We start from the raw sequence: 16189 nt of genomic DNA on the forward strand, positions 1-16189 counted from the left end.
GGGGTTTCCATGAAGAAAGCTACACCTGGTTCCGGGCCGGTCATCATCAAGAAATATGCGAACCGCCGTCTCTATAACACCGAGACTTCGTCCTACATCACGCTGGACCACCTTGCCGCGATGACGCGCGAGGGGCGCGACTTCAAGGTGATCGACGCGAAGAGCGAGGAGGACATCACGCATAATGTCCTGACCCAGATCATCATGGAAGAGGAACAGCGCGGCCAGACGATGCTGCCGGTCAATTTCCTGCGCCAGCTGATCTCGATGTACGGCGACAGCATGCAGGCGATGGTGCCGGGCTATCTGGAAGCGTCGATGGAAAGCTTCCGCCGCAACCAGGAACAGTTCAAGTCGGCGGTCGAGGGCGCGTTCGCCAACTCTCCCTTCGCCGAAATCGCCAAGCGCAACATGGCAATGTTCGAAGCCGCGGCCAGCGCGTTCAAGCCGGGCAGCGTGCCGATGCCGGGGATGCCGGGGATGCCAGGCGCCCCCGCGGCGCCCGCCGCAACTGAAACCCAGGACAGCCCGACCGACGTCGCCGCGCTGAAGGCCGAACTGGCCCGGCTGCAGGACAAGATCGAGAAGCTGGCGAAGTAGGGCTGCCGCGCCTTCGCGGGAGGTTTTTCCACGCGAAGGCGCGACGGCGCGAAGAAGACGCGGTTCGCGCAGAGGCGCGGCCTGGCGCGAACGCCCCCTTACGGCTTCCTGAACTTCAGCGTCATCCGGTCGCTTTCGCCGATCGCGGCGTATTTGGCGCGGTCTACGTCCTTCAGGCGGTAGGTGGGCGGCAGGGTCCATACGCCGGCGGGCCAGTCGGTCGTGTCCTTGGGATTGGCGTTGACTTCGGATGCGGCGACGAAGCGGAAGCCGGCGGCTTCGGCGAGTTTCTTGACGGTGGACACCTTCACATAGCCGCTGCTCTGCTCGCGCGCGGCGTCGGCGCTTTCGGGCAGGCGGTGGTCGACCACGCCCAGCGTGCCGCCGGGCTTGAGCATCGCGAACATCTGGCGGAAGGCGTCGGCCGCCTTTTCCTCGCCGCCCATGCGCCAGTTATGGACGTTGCGGAAGGTCAGCACCACGTCGGCGCTGCCATCGGCCACCTTGGGCTGGCCGGCCGAGGCGGGGAAGGCGGCGAGCTTCACGGCGCCATAGGTGGCGGCGTCGCGCGCCTGCAGTGCCTGCACGCCTTTCAGCCCATCGGGCCAGGGGCCGGCGGCGTAATAGGTGCCATGGCCCTTTACCAGCGGGGCGAGGATTTCGGTGTACCAGCCGCCGCCGGGCCAGATTTCCACGATCGTCTTGGACGGCGTCACGCCGAAAAAGGCCAGCGTCTCAGCCGGGTGGCGATAGGCGTCGCGCGCGGTGTTGGCCGGGGTGCGGCTGGGCGCGGCGACTGCGTCGCGCAGCGACTGGCGCTGTTGGGTCGGCTCGCCCGCAGCGACGCTGGCGACCGCGACGGCAGTGGTGAGCACGGCGGCGAAGGGCAGGTACTGGCGCATGGGATTTCCGTTCCTAGATTAGCGGGCGGGGGAGCGACTCGAGACTATGCACATCATCTTATGGGGCAATGCGGTTGCGGCAATGTTACTTGCCGTCTTCAGCGGTTTTGCTGAAAAACGGCGACAGCATCGGCGCGATCTGGACCGCGTCGGCTTCATGCCATGGGCGCTGATTCAAGTGCTGGCAATGCTGGCGGCCGTAATCCTTGCCAGCCTGGCGATCCATTTGCGTCAATAGAAGCGCGCCAGCGTGAGCGTGCGGCGGGTGCCGTCGCACAGGCCCAGGTCGAGCACCCGGCCGGGCGTGCCCGCCGTCCATTCGACGAGCCCCTGCGCATCGACCTGCTCGGCGACCGGCGTGCCGTCGGCGGTGCAGATCGTCTCGCCCGCACGCAAGCCCGCCTGCGCGGCGGGCGAGTCGCGCATGACATGGACGATGCGCAGCGCGCCCTCGGCATAGGTGACGAGCAGCCCGCTGGTCGAGCGGATCGCTGTGCCGGGCGCGTCGGCGCGGGGGGCTAGGACCATGTGCCCCGCCATGGGGTCGAGCAGGACGCGGAAGCGCAGCATCATGCCGGTGCCCAACCGCCCGGCGGCACCGATCCGTTCGATAAAGCCCCCTGCCGGCTCGACCCGGACTTCGGTTTCGACCGGCGCGCCGCCCGCCAGGACCAGCGAGGGTACGATCGCGGTGTCGGTGACCAGCGCACCGCCCATGCCCCAGCCAAGCGTCGTCGTGATCCGCGACTCGCGATACCCGACCGATTGCCACGCCGGGGTGCTTAGCGTGAGCGCGGCGCCATCGCCGGTATCGACCACGATCGGCGTCAGCCGCTTGCCCGCCAGCGTGACCGACGCGACATAGATGCCCGATCCCGGCGAGCGGGCCAGCCGGGCGGTGTCGCCGGTAAAGGGCATGCGCCCGCTGGGCAGGATGCGGAACCGGCGGCGCTCGAAGTCGATGTCGAGCGCGCAGCACCCCAGCACGTCGCTGCCCACCAGCAGATCGGCGCCGAACCGCGCCTGTTCGCCCGAGTTGACCACGCCGATCCGCCCGCCGCTGCGCGTCAGTCCGCCGAAGCGAAGCGCGATTCCGCTCGCCCAGGCGACCGGGACGCTGCCGCCGATGGCGACGGCGTTCACCGATTGCCGCGTGCGGATGCCGGCATCTCGCGCGAAATCGCTGGTCGCGACGGTATCGCTCAGCCCCGTATCGAGGATCGCGCGGGCGGGGCGGCCGTCGATCTCGATCGGAAAGCGGATCTGGTTATAGGGGGTAAGCTCGAACGCCACCCAGCGCGACTCGGTGTCGGGGGCGAGCACCGTCCGGCCATCGGGGGCGGGGGCGATCAGCGCGGGCAGAATCAGGAGCGAGAGCATCGGCACACGCTAAACGGTTTCGGCAGCGGACGGTTTCGGATTTTCGCGGTGCCGGGCGCCTGCGAAAGCAGGAGTCCAGGGTGTCGAGCGATGCGCTTTGGGCTCTGGACCCCCGCTTTCGCGGGGGAGCAACCTTGCTTGTCAGGCGCTTGGCGTACTTATCAGAGACACGCCTCAAGCAGCGCGTGGTCGAAGCCATATTGCTTGGCCTTTTCCAGCGAATAGGGGCGCAGGCCCATCGAGCGATATTCGCCGATGATCTTGCCGTCGGCGCTTTCGTCCAGATATTCGAACTTGAACAGTTCCTGCGTGACGATCACCGGGCCTTCCATGCCGATCACCTCGGTGACGTTGGTGACGCGGCGGCTGCCGTCGCGCAGGCGCTTCACCTGGATGATGAGGTCGACCGAATCGGCGATCTGGCGGCTGATCGCTTCCTTCGGCACCTTGATGTCCGACATCATCACCATGTTTTCCATACGCGCCAGGCATTCGCGCGGGGAGTTGGAGTGGAGCGTCGCCATCGAGCCGTCATGGCCGGTGTTCATCGCGGCGAGCAGGTCGAAACACTCGCTGCCACGGATTTCGCCGAGGATGATGCGATCGGGGCGCATACGAAGGGCGTTCTTCACCAGATCGCGGATCGTGATTTCGCCCTGACCCTCCAGATTGGGCGGGCGGGTTTCCAGCGGCAGCCAGTGCGGCTGTTGCAGGCGCAGTTCGGCGGCGTCCTCGATCGTCAGCACGCGCTCGCCCGGATCGATCATCTTGGACAGCGCATTCAGCATCGTCGTCTTGCCCGAGCCTGTGCCGCCCGAAATCACGATGTTGAAGCGGCAGGCGCCGGCGATCTTGAGCATCGTCGCCATTTTCTGGCTCATCGATCCGCCCTGCGCCATCATGTCGAGCGTGATCGGCTTGGCCGAGAATTTGCGGATCGAGATCGCGGTGCCGCGAAGCGACAGCGGCGGCACGATGACGTTGACGCGGCTACCGTCCTTGAGCCGCGCGTCGGCCAGCGGCGTGGTCTGATCCACGCGGCGGCCCACCGAGTTGCAGATGCGCTGGGCGATCTGGAACAGATGCTCCTCGTCGCGGAACTGGATATTGGCGAGTTCCAGCTTGCCCTTGCGCTCGACAAAGGTCTGGTCGGGGCCGTTGACCATGATGTCGCTGATCGCGGGGTCGGCGAGCAATTCCTCAAGCGGACCCAGGCCGAGCAGTTCGTCGACCAGCACCTTTTCCAGCGCGAACTGTTCGCGGCGGTTGAGCGTGAGCTTCAGCTCGGCGAGCACTTCGCCGATGATCGGGCGGAATTCCTCGGCCAGCTCGTCCTTGCTGAGCGTCGCGGCGGCTTCGGGATCGACGCGCTCCAGCAGGCGCGGCAGCACCTGTTCCTTGATGCGGTGGATCGACGCCTCGAACCCCTCCATCCGCGACGCGCCAGCATCGCCCGACGCCGCCTGGCGCTCGGCCAACCGCTGCATCGCATCGCTGCTCGCGGCGCTGACGCCCGCGGGATCGCGCTGCTCCATCGGATCGGGGAAGGCCGCACCCGGCAGGGGCACGTTGCCCAGCGGCGGGAACTGGTCGCCGCCGGCTGGCACCGGATCGGGCCGGGCAGGGCCGGGGCCGTGCATCGGGCGCGCGACACCGAACGCGGGACGAACCCCCGTTCCGCCACCCAAACCGCTGCGTCGTCCGAAAGCGCTCATCGAAAACTCTAAATCCTCGCGATGTCTGGTCGGGGTAGAGGACAAGGCTTGAGATTTCGCTAACCGAACCCCCGGGGCCTGCCGCCGATCCTGCGCACCTGTGCGGATGGCTAACGGATTCTTAGGCACGAGCGGGCTAGGCCACGGGCATGACGATGCTGCCCCGCTCCGCGCCCGCGCCCTTTGCCAGGGCATTGTTCGATGCCAGCCCCGGCGCGGTGATCGGGATCGTCTTCGGCCTCGTCCTGCCGCTGGTCGCTGCCGCCTGTTACCCCACCTTCGTCCATCAGATGCCGCAGCCCTGGATGGAATGGACCCGGTTGCTGGAGTTTCCGTTCGTCTTCGCCGAACTGGGCGTCATCCTGTGGGTGCAGCGGCGCGAGACCGCGGGGTGGGCCAGCCTGAAAGGGCTGCCGATCGATGTGCGGGTCGCGGTGGCGCTGTTGGTTGCGGGGTTGTGCATCAGCAGCACGCTGCTTTCGCGCCAGCCCTGGGTATCGGTCACCATCTCGATCTTCACGCTGGTGCATCTGCGTTTCGCCCTGGCGGTGTACAACCTTGCCCTGGCGAGTCGCCGCGACGGGCTGGGCGCGTTGCTGGCGTGGATGGCGATCGGGCTGATCCCGCTGACGTTGCTGACGGTGTGGCGATTCAATTTCCCGCTGCCTGCAGCCATGGTCCCGGGCGGAGTCATCGAATGGGGCGCGGCGCTGCCCGGTTTCATCAGCGTGCGGCATTTCGGATCGTGGACGGGGACCGTGGCCGCAGGGCTGCTGGCGTCGCTGTTGTTCGCACCGCCGCCCCGCTGGATCGGCTGGCGCCAGGCGGCCTATGTCGGCGCCGCCGCGCTCACGGTGTGGTCGGGTACGCGCGGGGCGGTGTTCGGCATGGGAGTGGCGATGGCCGTGCTGGTGCTGCTGGATCGCCGACTGCCCACTGTCCGTGCGATGGGTGTTGTCGCCAGTTTGACGGGCCTTGCCTGTGTGATCGCCTGGCTGTGTCTGCCCGAGGGGTTGTCTGAGTTCCTGCTATGGGCTCCTAGCGACGATAGCAGCGCGGATGCGCTGGCGAGCGGGCGGTTGGGGTTGTGGCAGGCGACATATGCGCGCTGGCTGCAATCACCCTGGTTCGGCTGGGGGTCGGGCGCGAATTTCTGGGAAGTCTATGTCGGGTGGTGGCACACCCAGCCGCACAATGTCGTGCTGCAATTCCTCATCAACTGGGGGGTGGTCGGCGCGGCCGGCGGGCTGTGGCTGCTCGGGCGTTCGATGGTGGCGGTGAGCGGCTTTGCGGCGGGGCGGCACCGGTTGTATCCGGCCCTAGCCATGCTGCTGTGCCTGGTGGCGATGAGCCTGATCGAGGGGATGTTGCACTATCCCCGTTTTATCGAGCCGATCTTCGCGCTGATCGCGATGTTGCTCGCGCTGCGCGTGCGGGAGCGCGAGGGCGCCACCGGCGCGGCGTGAGGTGTTGCGGCCCCGCTGGTTTCCTGCAAGTCTCTGGCGATGCTGATCTCGGTCCTTTTACCCGCGCTGCTGCAGACGGGCGCTCCGCTCGACTGGATGACAGGGACCTGGTGCACCGCGCCGAGGGCGGGGCGGCAGATGTGCGAGCGATGGGAGCGCGCGCCCGAAGGCGGGCTATCCGGTACGGCGGAGGTGCGGCGCGAGGGCGTCGTTACGCCCGGCGAGACGATGCGGATCGCCCGGGCGGGTGGGGTGCTGGTGTTCCATGCCGAGCCGCGCGGGCAGGCGCCGACCGACTTTCCGGCGGTGGCGCTCGGCGCGCAGGCCGTGACGTTCGAGAATCGCGACCATGATTACCCGCAGCGCGTGCGCTATTGGCGCGAGGGGGCGGTGCTGATGGCCGAAGTATCGCTGGCCGATGGCAGCAAGCCGATGCGCTGGACCTTCCAGCGCGTCGGCGAATAACCGCTTACTTCGCGGCGTCTTCGGCCTTTTCGGCCAGCACGGTCAGCCCGCGCGCATTCACTTCGGCGAAACCGCCTTCGATGCGGATGATCTCGGGCGCCGAATCGGTCGCGCGATAGATTTCCAGATTGCCGTCGCGGATCGTGGACATCAGCGGCGCATGGCCGCCCAGCACGCCGAAATCGCCCTCGGTGCCGGGGACGACGACCATATGCACGTCCTCGGAGCGGACGAGACGTTCGGGCGTGACGAGTTCGAAGTGGAGGGACATGTTCGATCTTCCTTCAACCCCTCTCCCACCGGGAGAGGGAGGGGCCCATCGCGCCTGCGATGGGAGGGTGAGGGTGATGGACGCATCACCCTCATCCAACTCCGGCTAGGCAGCAAGCTGCCAAGCCTTCGTATCCTTCTCCCACCGGGAGAAGGATTTACGCCTCTTCGGCCATCTTCTTGGCCTTGGCGATCGCATCCTCGATGCCGCCGACCATGTAGAAGGCGCTTTCGGGCAGGTGGTCATAGTCACCGTTGACCACCGCCTTGAACGACTTGATCGTGTCTTCGATCTGCACGAACGCGCCGGGGATGCCGGTGAAGACTTCGGCGACGTGGAACGGCTGGCTGAGGAAGCGCTGGATCTTGCGCGCACGCGACACGGTCAGCTTATCCTCTTCGGAAAGCTCGTCCATGCCGAGGATCGCGATGATGTCCTGCAGCGACTTGTACTTCTGAAGGATCGACTGGACGGCGCGTGCCGTTTCGTAATGCTCCTGGCCGACGATGCGGGGTTCCAGAACGCGGCTGGTCGAATCGAGCGGATCGACCGCCGGATAGATGCCGAGTTCCGAAATCGCGCGGTTGAGCACGGTCGTGGCGTCGAGGTGGGCGAACGACGTGGCCGGCGCCGGATCGGTAAGATCGTCGGCGGGCACGTACACGGCCTGCACCGAGGTGATCGAACCCTTGTTGGTCGACGTGATGCGCTCCTGCAGCGCGCCCATGTCGGTCGACAGGGTCGGCTGATAGCCCACCGCCGACGGGATGCGGCCCAGCAGTGCCGACACTTCGGCGCCCGCCTGGGTGAAGCGGAAGATGTTGTCGACGAAGAACAGCACGTCCTGCCCTTCGACGTCGCGGAAATATTCGGCGATCGTCAGGCCCGACAGCGCGACGCGGGCACGCGCCCCCGGCGGCTCGTTCATCTGGCCATAGACCAGCGCGACCTTCGAGCCCTCGGACTGCGGATTGCCATCGGCATCCTTGGCGATGACGCCCGCGTCGAGGAATTCGTGGTACAGATCGTTACCCTCGCGGGTACGCTCGCCGACGCCCGCGAACACCGACGTGCCGCCATGGCCCTTGGCGATGTTGTTGATCAGTTCCTGGATGAGCACGGTCTTGCCCACGCCGGCGCCGCCGAACAGGCCGATCTTGCCGCCCTTTGCATAGGGCGCGAGCAGGTCGATGACCTTGATGCCGGTGACCAGGATCGCGCTCTCGGTCGACTGGTCGACGAACAGCGGGGCGGGCGCGTGGATCGGCGAGGTCGTCTCGGCGCCCACGGGGCCACGCTCGTCGATCGGCTCGCCGATGACGTTGAGGATGCGGCCCAGCGTCTTGGGGCCGACGGGGACGCGGATCTGCGAGCCGGTGTCGGTCACGGTCTGGCCGCGGGTCAGGCCCTCGGTCGCGTCCATCGCGATCGTGCGGACCACGCCTTCGCCCAGGTGCTGCGCGACTTCGAGGACCAGACGCTGGCCGTTATTGTCGGTCTCCAGCGCGGAGAGGATCGCAGGCAGCGTGCCGTCGAACGCAACGTCGACGACGGCGCCGATCACCTGGCTGATGCGGCCGACATTGTTGGTGGTACCCGGTTGGGTGATTTCAGCGGCGGTTGCCATCGTCTGCTTCCTTGCGGCTTAGCTGTTTGCGGGGGGCGTAGCCCCGGTGCGGGTGAAAGTCACGGTGAGGTGCCGGGCGTCCGATTCAATCGCATAGGACGTGCCGGCGAGATCGCCCTTCACGGGCGCGCCGGTTTCGATCGCGGCGTGGATCGGCTTGGCGTCGATCTTGGACTGGAACAGATAGTCACGGACCAGATCGGCGGTGCGGGTGCGCGCCTGGTCGGCGCTCTTGGCGTCGTCGATAAGCAGCGTGAAGGCGATGCTGTCGACCTTGTCCGCCGCCGCGCCGCGCGCCGCGAAGGCGACCTGGTTGGGCTTGGGTGCAAAGCTGTTGGCGATCGTCACCGGCCCGCCGATGCTGACGAACCCCTGCTTGGCCGGGGCATAGGGCGCCGCGCGGAAGCCGAACTGGTTGGCGGCGGATACCGCCACGTCGGGCTGGAACGCCCGCGCCCAGCCGGACACCGCGCCCAGATCCGCCGCGCGCGCCTGCTCCTGCTTCTGCAGCGCCGCACCCTCGGGCGCGCCGCCACAGCCGGCGAGCGCCAGCGCAGCAGGGAAAAGGACGGCGGCGGCGCGCATCACAGCGCTTCTGCGCCCGAGATGATCTCGACCAGCTCGGTCGTGATCGCGGCCTGGCGCGCGCGGTTGTACTGGATCGACAGGCGCTTGATCAGGTCGCCCGCGTTTCGCGTGGCGTTGTCCATCGCGGTCATCTTGCTGCCCTGCTCCGACGCCGCATTCTCGCGGATCGCGCGGTACAGCTGGATCGCGACGTTGCGCGGCAGCAGGTCGGCGAGGATCGATTCCTCGTCGGGCTCATATTCGACGGCGGCATCGGCGCCGGCGGTCTTGTCGGCCGCGACATCGGGGACGGCGACCGGGATCACCTGCTGTTCGGTCGGCTCCTGCGTCAGCACCGACTTGAAGTTCGAATAGAACAGCGTCGCGACGTCGAACTCGCCGGCCTCGAACCGCGCGATCAGATCGTCGGCATAGCCGCGCGCATCGGCGAAGGTCAGCTTGCCCAGATCGCCCGGCTCGACCGAGTGGACGATGTTCTTGGGGAACAGGCGGTTGAGCACTGCGCGCCCCTTGCGGCCGATGGTGTAGATCTTGACCGTCTTGCCCTCGGCGATCAGCTCCTGCGCACGGCGCCGCGCGAGGCGGGCGATGTTGGTGTTGAACGCGCCGGCCAGGCCCTTGTCCGACGTGGCGACGATCAGCAGGTGGACCTGGTCACGCCCGGTGCCGGTGAGCAGCTTGGGCGACGAGTCGCTGACCGTCAGCCGCGACGCCAGCGTGGCGACGACGTTCTCGAGCTGCTGGGCATAGGGACGGCCGGCCTCCGCCGCTTCCTGCGCACGACGCAGCTTCGCGGCGGCGACCATCTTCATCGCCTTGGTGATCTTCTGGGTCGACTTGACCGAGTTGATCCGGACTTTGAGCGCCTTGAGAGAGGCCATGTTCTTCCTTCTTCGTCATCCCGGCGAAAGCCGGGACCTCATGCCTCGGGACGTGCAGTTGGCCCGAGGCCCCGGCTTTCGCCGGGGTGACGGGGTTACGCGAACGTCTTGGCGAACGCGGTCAGCGCAGCCTTGAGCTTGTCGCGGACATCGTCCTTGAGATCCTTGCTGTCGCGGATCGCGGCCAGCAGGTCGGCATGGCTGGTGCGCATTTCGGTCAGCATCGCCGCTTCATAGCGGACCACGTCCTGCACCGGCACGGTGTCCAGGAAGCCCTGGGTGCCCGCGAAGATCGACACGGCCTGCTCCTCGAACGGCAGCGGGCTGAACTGCGGCTGCTTGAGCAGCTCGGTCAGGCGCGCGCCGCGATTGAGCAGCTTCTGCGTCGAGGCGTCGAGGTCCGAGCCGAACTGGGCGAAGGCCGCCATTTCGCGATACTGCGCCAGCTCGAGCTTGATCGAGCCCGACACCTTCTTCATCGCCTTGGTCTGCGCGGCGGAACCGACGCGGCTGACCGAGAGGCCGACGTTGATCGCCGGGCGGATGCCCGCGAAGAACAGGTCGGTTTCGAGGAAGATCTGGCCGTCGGTGATCGAGATCACGTTGGTCGGGATGTAGGCCGACACGTCGCCGGCCTGCGTCTCGATGATCGGCAGCGCGGTCAGCGAGCCGCCACCGTTGGCGTCCGACATCTTCGCCGCACGCTCGAGCAGGCGGCTGTGGAGATAGAACACGTCGCCCGGATAGGCTTCGCGGCCCGGGGGGCGGCGCAGCAGCAGCGACATCTGGCGATAGGCCACGGCCTGCTTCGACAGATCGTCGAACACGATCAGCGCGTGCATGCCGTTGTCACGGAAATACTCGCCCATCGCGGTGCCGGTGTACGGCGCGAGGAACTGGAGCGGGGCGGGCTCGGACGCGGTGGCGGCGATGACGATGGAATATTCCATCGCGCCATTCTCTTCGAGCGTCTTGACGAGCTGCGCCACGGTCGAGCGCTTCTGGCCGACCGCCACGTACACGCAATAGAGCTTCTTGCTCTCGTCGGTGCCGGCGTTGACGGTCTTCTGGTTGATGAAGGTGTCGATCGCGACGGCCGACTTGCCGGTCTGGCGGTCGCCGATGATGAGTTCGCGCTGGCCACGGCCCACGGGGACCAGGGCGTCGATCGCCTTCAGGCCGGTCTGCATCGGCTCGCTCACCGACTGGCGCGGGATGATGCCGGGCGCCTTCACTTCGACGCGGCTGCGCTTCTCGGCGACGATCGGGCCCTTGCCGTCGATCGGGTTGCCCAGGCCGTCCACGACGCGGCCCAGCAGCCCCTTGCCGACGGGAACGTCGACGATCGTGCCGGTGCGCTTGACGACATCGCCTTCCTTGATCTCGGCGTCCGAGCCGAAGATAACGACGCCGACATTGTCGGCTTCGAGGTTGAGGGCCATGCCCTGGATGCCGTTGGCGAATTCCACCATCTCGCCGGCCTGGACATTGTCCAGCCCGTGGATGCGCGCGATGCCGTCACCGACGCTCAGCACGGTGCCGGTCTCGCTGACTTCGGCATCGGTGCCGAAGCTGGCGATCTGGTCCTTGATGACCTTGGAGATTTCTGCGGCGCGGATATCCATAGTTCAGCCTTTCCCACTGACAGCTGCTGCTGTCAGCCTTTCATTGCGTGCGCGAGGGAGTTCAGTCGGGTCTTGATCGACGAATCGATCCTCTGGCTGCCGATTTTCACGACCAGCCCACCCAGGAGCGAAGGATCGACCGAAAGGTCGACAGTGACGTCGCGGCCGAGCCGGGTGCGCAGCTGCTGCTGGAGCGCATCGACCTGTTCGGCATCGAGCGGATGGGCGGACACGACTTCGGCCGTGGTCTCGCCCCGGAACTGCGCGGCCAGCGCGCGGAACGCGGCAATGATCGCGGGAAGCTGGTTCAGCCGGCGGTTTTCCGCCAGCACGCCCAGGAACTTGCGCGTCGCGCCATCGAGCGCGAGCACTTCGGCCACGGCGTCGACGGCCTTGCCCGCGTCCTTGCGGCTGATGCGCGGGCTTGCGACCAGCGCCTTGAAGTCGGCCGAGTCGTCAAGCGCCGCACGCACCGTGGCGAGGCTCGCCTCGACCTGGGGCAGCGCCTTCGATTCGCGCGCGAGCTCAAACAGTGCGGTTGCGTAGCGTCCGCTTAGGCTGGCCTGGATACCGCCGGAATTCTCCACGCGATCAAGTTCCTCTCGGAGGGTTCGGAGTTGGCCCCATGCACAAACAGGGCAGCGCCATGTAGCGCCACCCAATGGGTTGGCGGGCTGCTAGCATCGGGTGGCGCTCCATGCAACCCGAGTCGATTGCATCCTGTGCATCCTGTGCCGGTGCGGGCCTGCTGGGCGCGGGAATCCTGTGGCTGGACCAGCCGCGTAACGATAATGACACTGGGTGCACCGGGGGGCGGTGCGGGGGATATTTCGATGCAGGCAGGAATGCGGATCGCAGCGGCGCTGGCCGCCGGAGTGGCGCTGGCGGGGATTGCCCGTGCCGAAGTGCTGGAAATGACGGGGGAGTTCCCGGCAAACTATCGCGAGGCGAGCATGGCGCGGTCGGTCGCCATCGACCGGATCGGCGGGCAGGACGGCCCCGCGCTGGCGCTGGCGATCGAGCGCGCGTTGCAGGGCACGCATTTCGACGTGCTGGCGGGCCGCACCGGGCGCGCAACGGCAGAGGCATCGATCGCGGGGGCGGTTTCCACCGACGTGAACGAGCGCCCGTATAAAAAGACCGAGAAGCGCTGCACGGCCAAGGACGACAAGGGCAAGTGCACCAAGGAGGAAAAGGTCGAGGTGCCGTGCCGGGTGCGCACGATCGACGTGGGGGCGGACCTGCGCATGGCCCGCGAAGCCGACGGGCGCATCGTCTATTCGGCGAACAAGCCGTTTCACGACGAAACCCGCTGGTGCGAGAAGGAGCGTCCGTGGCGAACGGTCGAGCAGGCGGTCTCCGCAGGGCTGGGCGAGATCGCCGGATCGGTGCGGCTCGACATCGCGGCGCGCACCGAAACCTATCGCATCCGCGTGCTGGAAGGCACCAAGGGCATGCCCAGGGACGTGGCGGACCGCTTCAAGGCACTGGTGAAGCTGACCAAGCGCGACCCGGCGGGCGCGTGCGCCGGATGGGCGGCGATGAGCGGCGCGGTGCCGGAGCATCCGTCGATCGCGTTCAACGTTGCGCTGTGTGCCGAACAGGCCGGTGCCTATGAGCGCGCCGTGACGCTATATGGCCGTGCGGCGGCGCTGGGCGCGGACGAAGCCCGCGAGGGGCAGGACCGCGCGACCCGGCTGATCGCGGGCCGCGACGACGCCCGCGCGCGGGCCCGGCGGGGCTGAAGGGCGGGGGGCTCCTCTTCCACTGTCTGTCATCCTGACGAAAGTCAGGATCCATTCGGCGCTCCGCCTGCGCTTTATGATGCTACGGAGCGGAAAATGGATCCCAGCCTGCGCTGGGATGACGGCATCATTGGTGACGGCCCGGCACAAGAAAAAGGGGCCCCCGCCTGCGCGGGGGCCCCTTTTTCGTTTGGCGTTCAGCGTGGCTTAGCGCGGGCGGTTGCCGCCCGAGCCGGCCGGGCGTGCGGGACGCGCGGTGAACTTGCTCTTGGGGCGGGCATAGTTGCGCGGAGCGTCGCCACGCGGGGCGCCATCGCCGCGGGGGGCGCTGTCGCGGCGCGGTTCGCCGGCGCGATCGGCGCTGAACGGACGCGCATCGCGGCGCTCGCCCTGCGGCGCGCCTTCACGGCGCGGCTGGGCGGGACGATCGCCACGCGGCGCCGCACTGCGATCCCCGCGCGGGGCGCCGCTGCGCTGGCCGCCGCCGGGGCGACCGGCATGCTGCACCGCGCGACCGTTGCGGCCGTTCTGCTCGTCACGGCCCATCGCCACGGGCATCCGCGTCGACTTGATCTTGGCCGATTCGTTGACGAAATCCTCGGGCAGCGCCTGGACGATCAGCTTCTGGCGCGTCAGCTTCTCGATGTCGCGCAGGTACGGACGCTCATCATCGGCGCAATAGCTGATCGCAATGCCCGCAGCGCCGGCGCGCGCGGTGCGGCCGATGCGGTGGACATATTGCTCCGGCACGTTCGGCAGTTCGAAGTTGAACACATGGCTGACGCCCGACACGTCGATGCCGCGCGCGGCGATATCGGTTGCGACCAGGATCTTCACCTTGCCCGAGCGGAACTCGCCCAGCGCACGCTCGCGCTGGGGCTGGCTCTTGTTGCCGTGGATCGCGTTCGACGCCACGCCATTGCCGGCGAGCAGCTTCACGACGCGGTCGGCGCCGTGCTTGGTGCGCGTGAAGATCAGCGCGCGGTCGATTGCCGGATCGCGCAGCTGGAGCGTGAGCAGCGACTGCTTTTCCGCCTGCTGGAGATGCGTGACATACTGGTCGACGCGCTCGGCGGTGGTGGCGACCGGCGTCACCTTCACTTCGACGGGGTCCTTGATGAACTGGCTGGCCAGCTCGCGGATCGACTTCGGCATCGTGGCCGAGAAGAACAGCGTCTGGCGCTTCGACGGAAGCTCGCGGACGATGCGCTTCAGCGCGTGGATGAAGCCCAGGTCCATCATCTGGTCGGCTTCGTCGAGCACCAGGATCTCGATGCCCAGCAGGATCGCGTAATGCTGGTCGATCAGGTCGACCAGGCGGCCTGGCGTTGCCACGACGATGTCCACGCCGCGCGCCAGGTCGGTCTTGTTCTTGTGGATCGACGTGCCGCCGAACAGCGTGGTCACCGACAGCTTCGTGCCCTTGGAATAGGCGCGGGCGCTTTCGGCGATCTGGCTGGCCAGTTCGCGCGTCGGCGCGAGGACGAGCATGCGGCAGCCGCGCGGCTGGGCGCGCTTGCCCGACGCGATCAGGCGATCGATCGAAGGCAGCATGAACGCCGCCGTCTTGCCGGTGCCGGTCTGGGCGATGCCGAGCAGGTCGCGCCCTTCGAGCAGCGACGGGATCGACTGGGCCTGGATCGGCGTGGCTTCGGTATAGCCTTTTGCAGTGAGCGCAGAGAGGACGACCTCGGAAAGGCCGAGTTGTTTGAATTCCATGGAAAAACCTTAAATGCAGGCCGAGCGCGCGCCCGAACAAGCGGACGCGCGAAGGCGGGGTCAAAAATGACGACCCGCGTGACTTGGGAAGCCGCAAAATAAACCGAGGCAGAGCCGGGACACCAGCACTGGGCAAATGTCCGATCACGCTGCATGATGCCTCGCTGGCGGCGCATATGGAAGCAACACTGCCGAAAGTCAATGGGAGAGTGCAATGCAGCATCTGGGTTGGGCGGCGATGCTGGGGGCGATGCTCGCCCCGGTCGCGGTGGCGCAGGACATGCGCGAGGCGGTGGTGGCGGGCGATCCCGTGGCGACACCGCAGACGCTGGCGCTGGTGGACGTGCCGCGCCCGACCGGCCCCAAACGGGCGCTGTTCGACGGCAAGAGCCTGTCCGAATGGGATGCGTGGCTGGGCTATGCCGACCCCGGCCTCACTTACAAGCGGCCGGCGATCGCCGCGCTGGGCGTACCGCCTGCGGGGAGCGATGCCTTCACCGTGGTGACCGAGGATGGCGCCCCTGCGCTGCGCGTGGACGGGCGTATCTGGGGCAGTCTGGTCCACCGCGCCGATCTGTCCAACTATCACCTGACGCTGGAATTCAAATGGGGGCGCAAGACCTGGCCCCCGCGGCTGACCGAGCCGCAGAATAACGGCCTGCTCTACCACTCGCACGGCGCGCCGGGCGTGGTGTGGGGCACATGGATGCGCGCGGTGGAGTTCGAGATCATGCGCGGATCGACGGGCATGGTCGTGCCGGTGGGCGACGCGATCCGCGCGCGGACCTTCGCCGCGCAGGATCGCAGCATCCTCTACCCCTATCGCCGCTTCCGGCTGGGCGGCAGGCCGATCGACGTGACCAACAATGGCAACCCCGACTGGAACGTCGAGGCGGCGACCGATGCCGAGAAGCCGGTGGGCGAATGGAATCGACTGGATTTGTACGTAGTCGGCGACCGCGCGGTGCATGTGGTGAACGGCGTGCCGGTGATGGCGCTGACCGACCTTGCCGAGATCGACGACAAGGGCGCGCGCGTGCCGCTGACGCATGGCCGCATCCAGCTCCAGTCCGAAGGCGCGGAGACGTTCTTCCGGGGCATATTGGTCGAGCCGATCGCTACGCTGCCCCGCGTCGTCGCGCGGTAGGACCCCACGCATCGTTTACCTCCTGTTTACCATCGGTTGACGCGTCGCGTTAACGACT

16 protein-coding genes are annotated in these 16189 nt (G+C 67.3%); 6 read left to right on the forward strand and 10 right to left on the reverse strand.

Features of this window, described 5'->3' with window-relative positions:
* Positions 1–9: 9 nt before the first annotated feature.
* Positions 10–600: a polyhydroxyalkanoate synthesis repressor PhaR gene (phaR, locus tag ACG3SL_RS01210; RefSeq protein WP_448663321.1), complete on the forward strand. Its 591-nt coding sequence runs from the start codon at positions 10–12 to the stop codon at positions 598–600.
* 98 nt (positions 601–698) lie between these two features.
* Here phaR and ACG3SL_RS01215 read toward each other — a convergent pair whose 3' ends face one another.
* Entirely contained in the window at positions 699–1502 is an 804-nt protein-coding gene (locus ACG3SL_RS01215; protein WP_448663322.1) for a class I SAM-dependent methyltransferase, read from the reverse strand.
* A gap of 46 nt (positions 1503–1548) precedes the next feature.
* Between ACG3SL_RS01215 and ACG3SL_RS01220 the strand changes: the two genes are divergently transcribed.
* On the forward strand, positions 1549–1740 hold the full coding sequence (locus tag ACG3SL_RS01220) for a hypothetical protein (RefSeq protein ID WP_448663323.1): 192 nt from the start codon (positions 1549–1551) through the stop codon (positions 1738–1740).
* Here the strand turns inward: ACG3SL_RS01220 and ACG3SL_RS01225 are convergent.
* Both ACG3SL_RS01225 and ACG3SL_RS01230 read right to left on the reverse strand, forming a co-directional pair.
* Positions 1734–2882, reverse strand: a complete 1149-nt coding sequence (locus tag ACG3SL_RS01225) for an aspartyl protease family protein (protein WP_448663324.1) — start codon at positions 2880–2882, stop codon at positions 1734–1736. The two genes, ACG3SL_RS01220 and ACG3SL_RS01225, sit on opposite strands and share 7 nt — an antisense overlap.
* A 161-nt stretch (positions 2883–3043) precedes the next feature.
* Complete coding sequence (locus ACG3SL_RS01230) at positions 3044–4597, reverse strand: ATPase, T2SS/T4P/T4SS family (RefSeq protein ID WP_448663325.1); 1554 nt, start codon at positions 4595–4597, stop codon at positions 3044–3046.
* 149 nt (positions 4598–4746) lie between these two features.
* On the opposite strand from ACG3SL_RS01230, the gene ACG3SL_RS01235 reads away from it, so the two are divergent.
* Together ACG3SL_RS01235 and ACG3SL_RS01240 are read left to right on the forward strand one after the other, a co-directional pair.
* On the forward strand, positions 4747–6063 hold the full coding sequence (locus ACG3SL_RS01235; RefSeq protein WP_448663326.1) for an O-antigen ligase family protein: 1317 nt from the start codon (positions 4747–4749) through the stop codon (positions 6061–6063).
* A 39-nt stretch (positions 6064–6102) separates the two neighbouring features.
* Complete coding sequence (locus ACG3SL_RS01240; protein ID WP_448663327.1) at positions 6103–6528, forward strand: DUF6265 family protein; 426 nt, start codon at positions 6103–6105, stop codon at positions 6526–6528.
* Between the two features lie 4 nt (positions 6529–6532).
* On the opposite strand, the gene ACG3SL_RS01245 is transcribed toward ACG3SL_RS01240, so the two are convergent.
* The 6 genes from ACG3SL_RS01245 to ACG3SL_RS01270 all read right to left on the reverse strand — a co-directional run bounded on the left by ACG3SL_RS01245 (position 6533) and on the right by ACG3SL_RS01270 (position 12107).
* On the reverse strand, positions 6533–6799 hold the full coding sequence (locus ACG3SL_RS01245) for an ATP synthase F1 subunit epsilon (RefSeq protein ID WP_448663328.1): 267 nt from the start codon (positions 6797–6799) through the stop codon (positions 6533–6535).
* Between the two features lie 157 nt (positions 6800–6956).
* Positions 6957–8426: a F0F1 ATP synthase subunit beta gene (atpD, locus tag ACG3SL_RS01250; RefSeq protein WP_448663329.1), complete on the reverse strand. Its 1470-nt coding sequence runs from the start codon at positions 8424–8426 to the stop codon at positions 6957–6959.
* A gap of 18 nt (positions 8427–8444) precedes the next feature.
* Positions 8445–9011, reverse strand: coding sequence for a hypothetical protein (locus ACG3SL_RS01255; RefSeq protein ID WP_448663330.1), 567 nt, complete (start codon positions 9009–9011; stop codon positions 8445–8447).
* A complete protein-coding gene (locus ACG3SL_RS01260; protein WP_448663331.1) occupies positions 9011–9895 on the reverse strand; it encodes a F0F1 ATP synthase subunit gamma in 885 nt (294 codons plus the stop codon). The genes ACG3SL_RS01255 and ACG3SL_RS01260 overlap by 1 nt, the downstream gene beginning before the upstream one ends.
* Positions 9896–9990: 95 nt before the next feature.
* Positions 9991–11520, reverse strand: coding sequence for a F0F1 ATP synthase subunit alpha (gene atpA / locus ACG3SL_RS01265; RefSeq protein ID WP_448663332.1), 1530 nt, complete (start codon positions 11518–11520; stop codon positions 9991–9993).
* Positions 11521–11552: 32 nt separating this feature from the next.
* Entirely contained in the window at positions 11553–12107 is a 555-nt protein-coding gene (locus ACG3SL_RS01270; RefSeq protein WP_448663333.1) for a F0F1 ATP synthase subunit delta, read from the reverse strand.
* Between the two features lie 246 nt (positions 12108–12353).
* On the opposite strand from ACG3SL_RS01270, the gene ACG3SL_RS01275 reads away from it, so the two are divergent.
* Positions 12354–13265 (forward strand): hypothetical protein, encoded by a 912-nt coding sequence (locus ACG3SL_RS01275; protein ID WP_448663334.1) that lies wholly within the window; start codon positions 12354–12356, stop codon positions 13263–13265.
* 207 nt (positions 13266–13472) lie between these two features.
* Here the strand turns inward: ACG3SL_RS01275 and ACG3SL_RS01280 are convergent, their stop codons facing one another.
* Positions 13473–14984, reverse strand: coding sequence for a DEAD/DEAH box helicase (locus ACG3SL_RS01280; protein ID WP_448663335.1), 1512 nt, complete (start codon positions 14982–14984; stop codon positions 13473–13475).
* Positions 14985–15198: 214 nt separating this feature from the next.
* On the opposite strand from ACG3SL_RS01280, the gene ACG3SL_RS01285 reads away from it, so the two are divergent.
* On the forward strand, positions 15199–16131 hold the full coding sequence (locus ACG3SL_RS01285; RefSeq protein ID WP_448663336.1) for a 3-keto-disaccharide hydrolase: 933 nt from the start codon (positions 15199–15201) through the stop codon (positions 16129–16131).
* The last annotated feature ends 58 nt before the right edge of the window (positions 16132–16189 follow it).

The organism is Sphingomonas degradans, from assembly GCF_053502645.1.

Bases quoted from the DNA above. Each gene is read 5' to 3' on its own strand.
- ACG3SL_RS01225 (WP_448663324.1), bottom strand. From the start codon at position 2,882: ATGCTCTCGCTCCTGATTCTGCCCGCGCTGATCGCCCCCGCCCCCGAT.
- ACG3SL_RS01260 (WP_448663331.1), bottom strand. From the start codon at position 9,895: ATGGCCTCTCTCAAGGCGCTCAAAGTCCGGATCAACTCGGTCAAGTCG.
- ACG3SL_RS01215 (WP_448663322.1), bottom strand. From the start codon at position 1,502: ATGCGCCAGTACCTGCCCTTCGCCGCCGTGCTCACCACTGCCGTCGCG.
- ACG3SL_RS01220 (WP_448663323.1), top strand. From the start codon at position 1,549: ATGCACATCATCTTATGGGGCAATGCGGTTGCGGCAATGTTACTTGCC.
- ACG3SL_RS01285 (WP_448663336.1), top strand. From the start codon at position 15,199: ATGCAGCATCTGGGTTGGGCGGCGATGCTGGGGGCGATGCTCGCCCCG.
- ACG3SL_RS01240 (WP_448663327.1), top strand. From the start codon at position 6,103: ATGCTGATCTCGGTCCTTTTACCCGCGCTGCTGCAGACGGGCGCTCCG.
- ACG3SL_RS01280 (WP_448663335.1), bottom strand. From the start codon at position 14,984: ATGGAATTCAAACAACTCGGCCTTTCCGAGGTCGTCCTCTCTGCGCTC.
- ACG3SL_RS01235 (WP_448663326.1), top strand. From the start codon at position 4,747: ATGACGATGCTGCCCCGCTCCGCGCCCGCGCCCTTTGCCAGGGCATTG.
- ACG3SL_RS01230 (WP_448663325.1), bottom strand. From the start codon at position 4,597: ATGAGCGCTTTCGGACGACGCAGCGGTTTGGGTGGCGGAACGGGGGTT.
- atpA (WP_448663332.1), bottom strand. From the start codon at position 11,520: ATGGATATCCGCGCCGCAGAAATCTCCAAGGTCATCAAGGACCAGATC.
- phaR (WP_448663321.1), top strand. From the start codon at position 10: ATGAAGAAAGCTACACCTGGTTCCGGGCCGGTCATCATCAAGAAATAT.
- ACG3SL_RS01245 (WP_448663328.1), bottom strand. From the start codon at position 6,799: ATGTCCCTCCACTTCGAACTCGTCACGCCCGAACGTCTCGTCCGCTCC.
- ACG3SL_RS01255 (WP_448663330.1), bottom strand. From the start codon at position 9,011: ATGCGCGCCGCCGCCGTCCTTTTCCCTGCTGCGCTGGCGCTCGCCGGC.
- ACG3SL_RS01275 (WP_448663334.1), top strand. From the start codon at position 12,354: ATGCAGGCAGGAATGCGGATCGCAGCGGCGCTGGCCGCCGGAGTGGCG.
- atpD (WP_448663329.1), bottom strand. From the start codon at position 8,426: ATGGCAACCGCCGCTGAAATCACCCAACCGGGTACCACCAACAATGTC.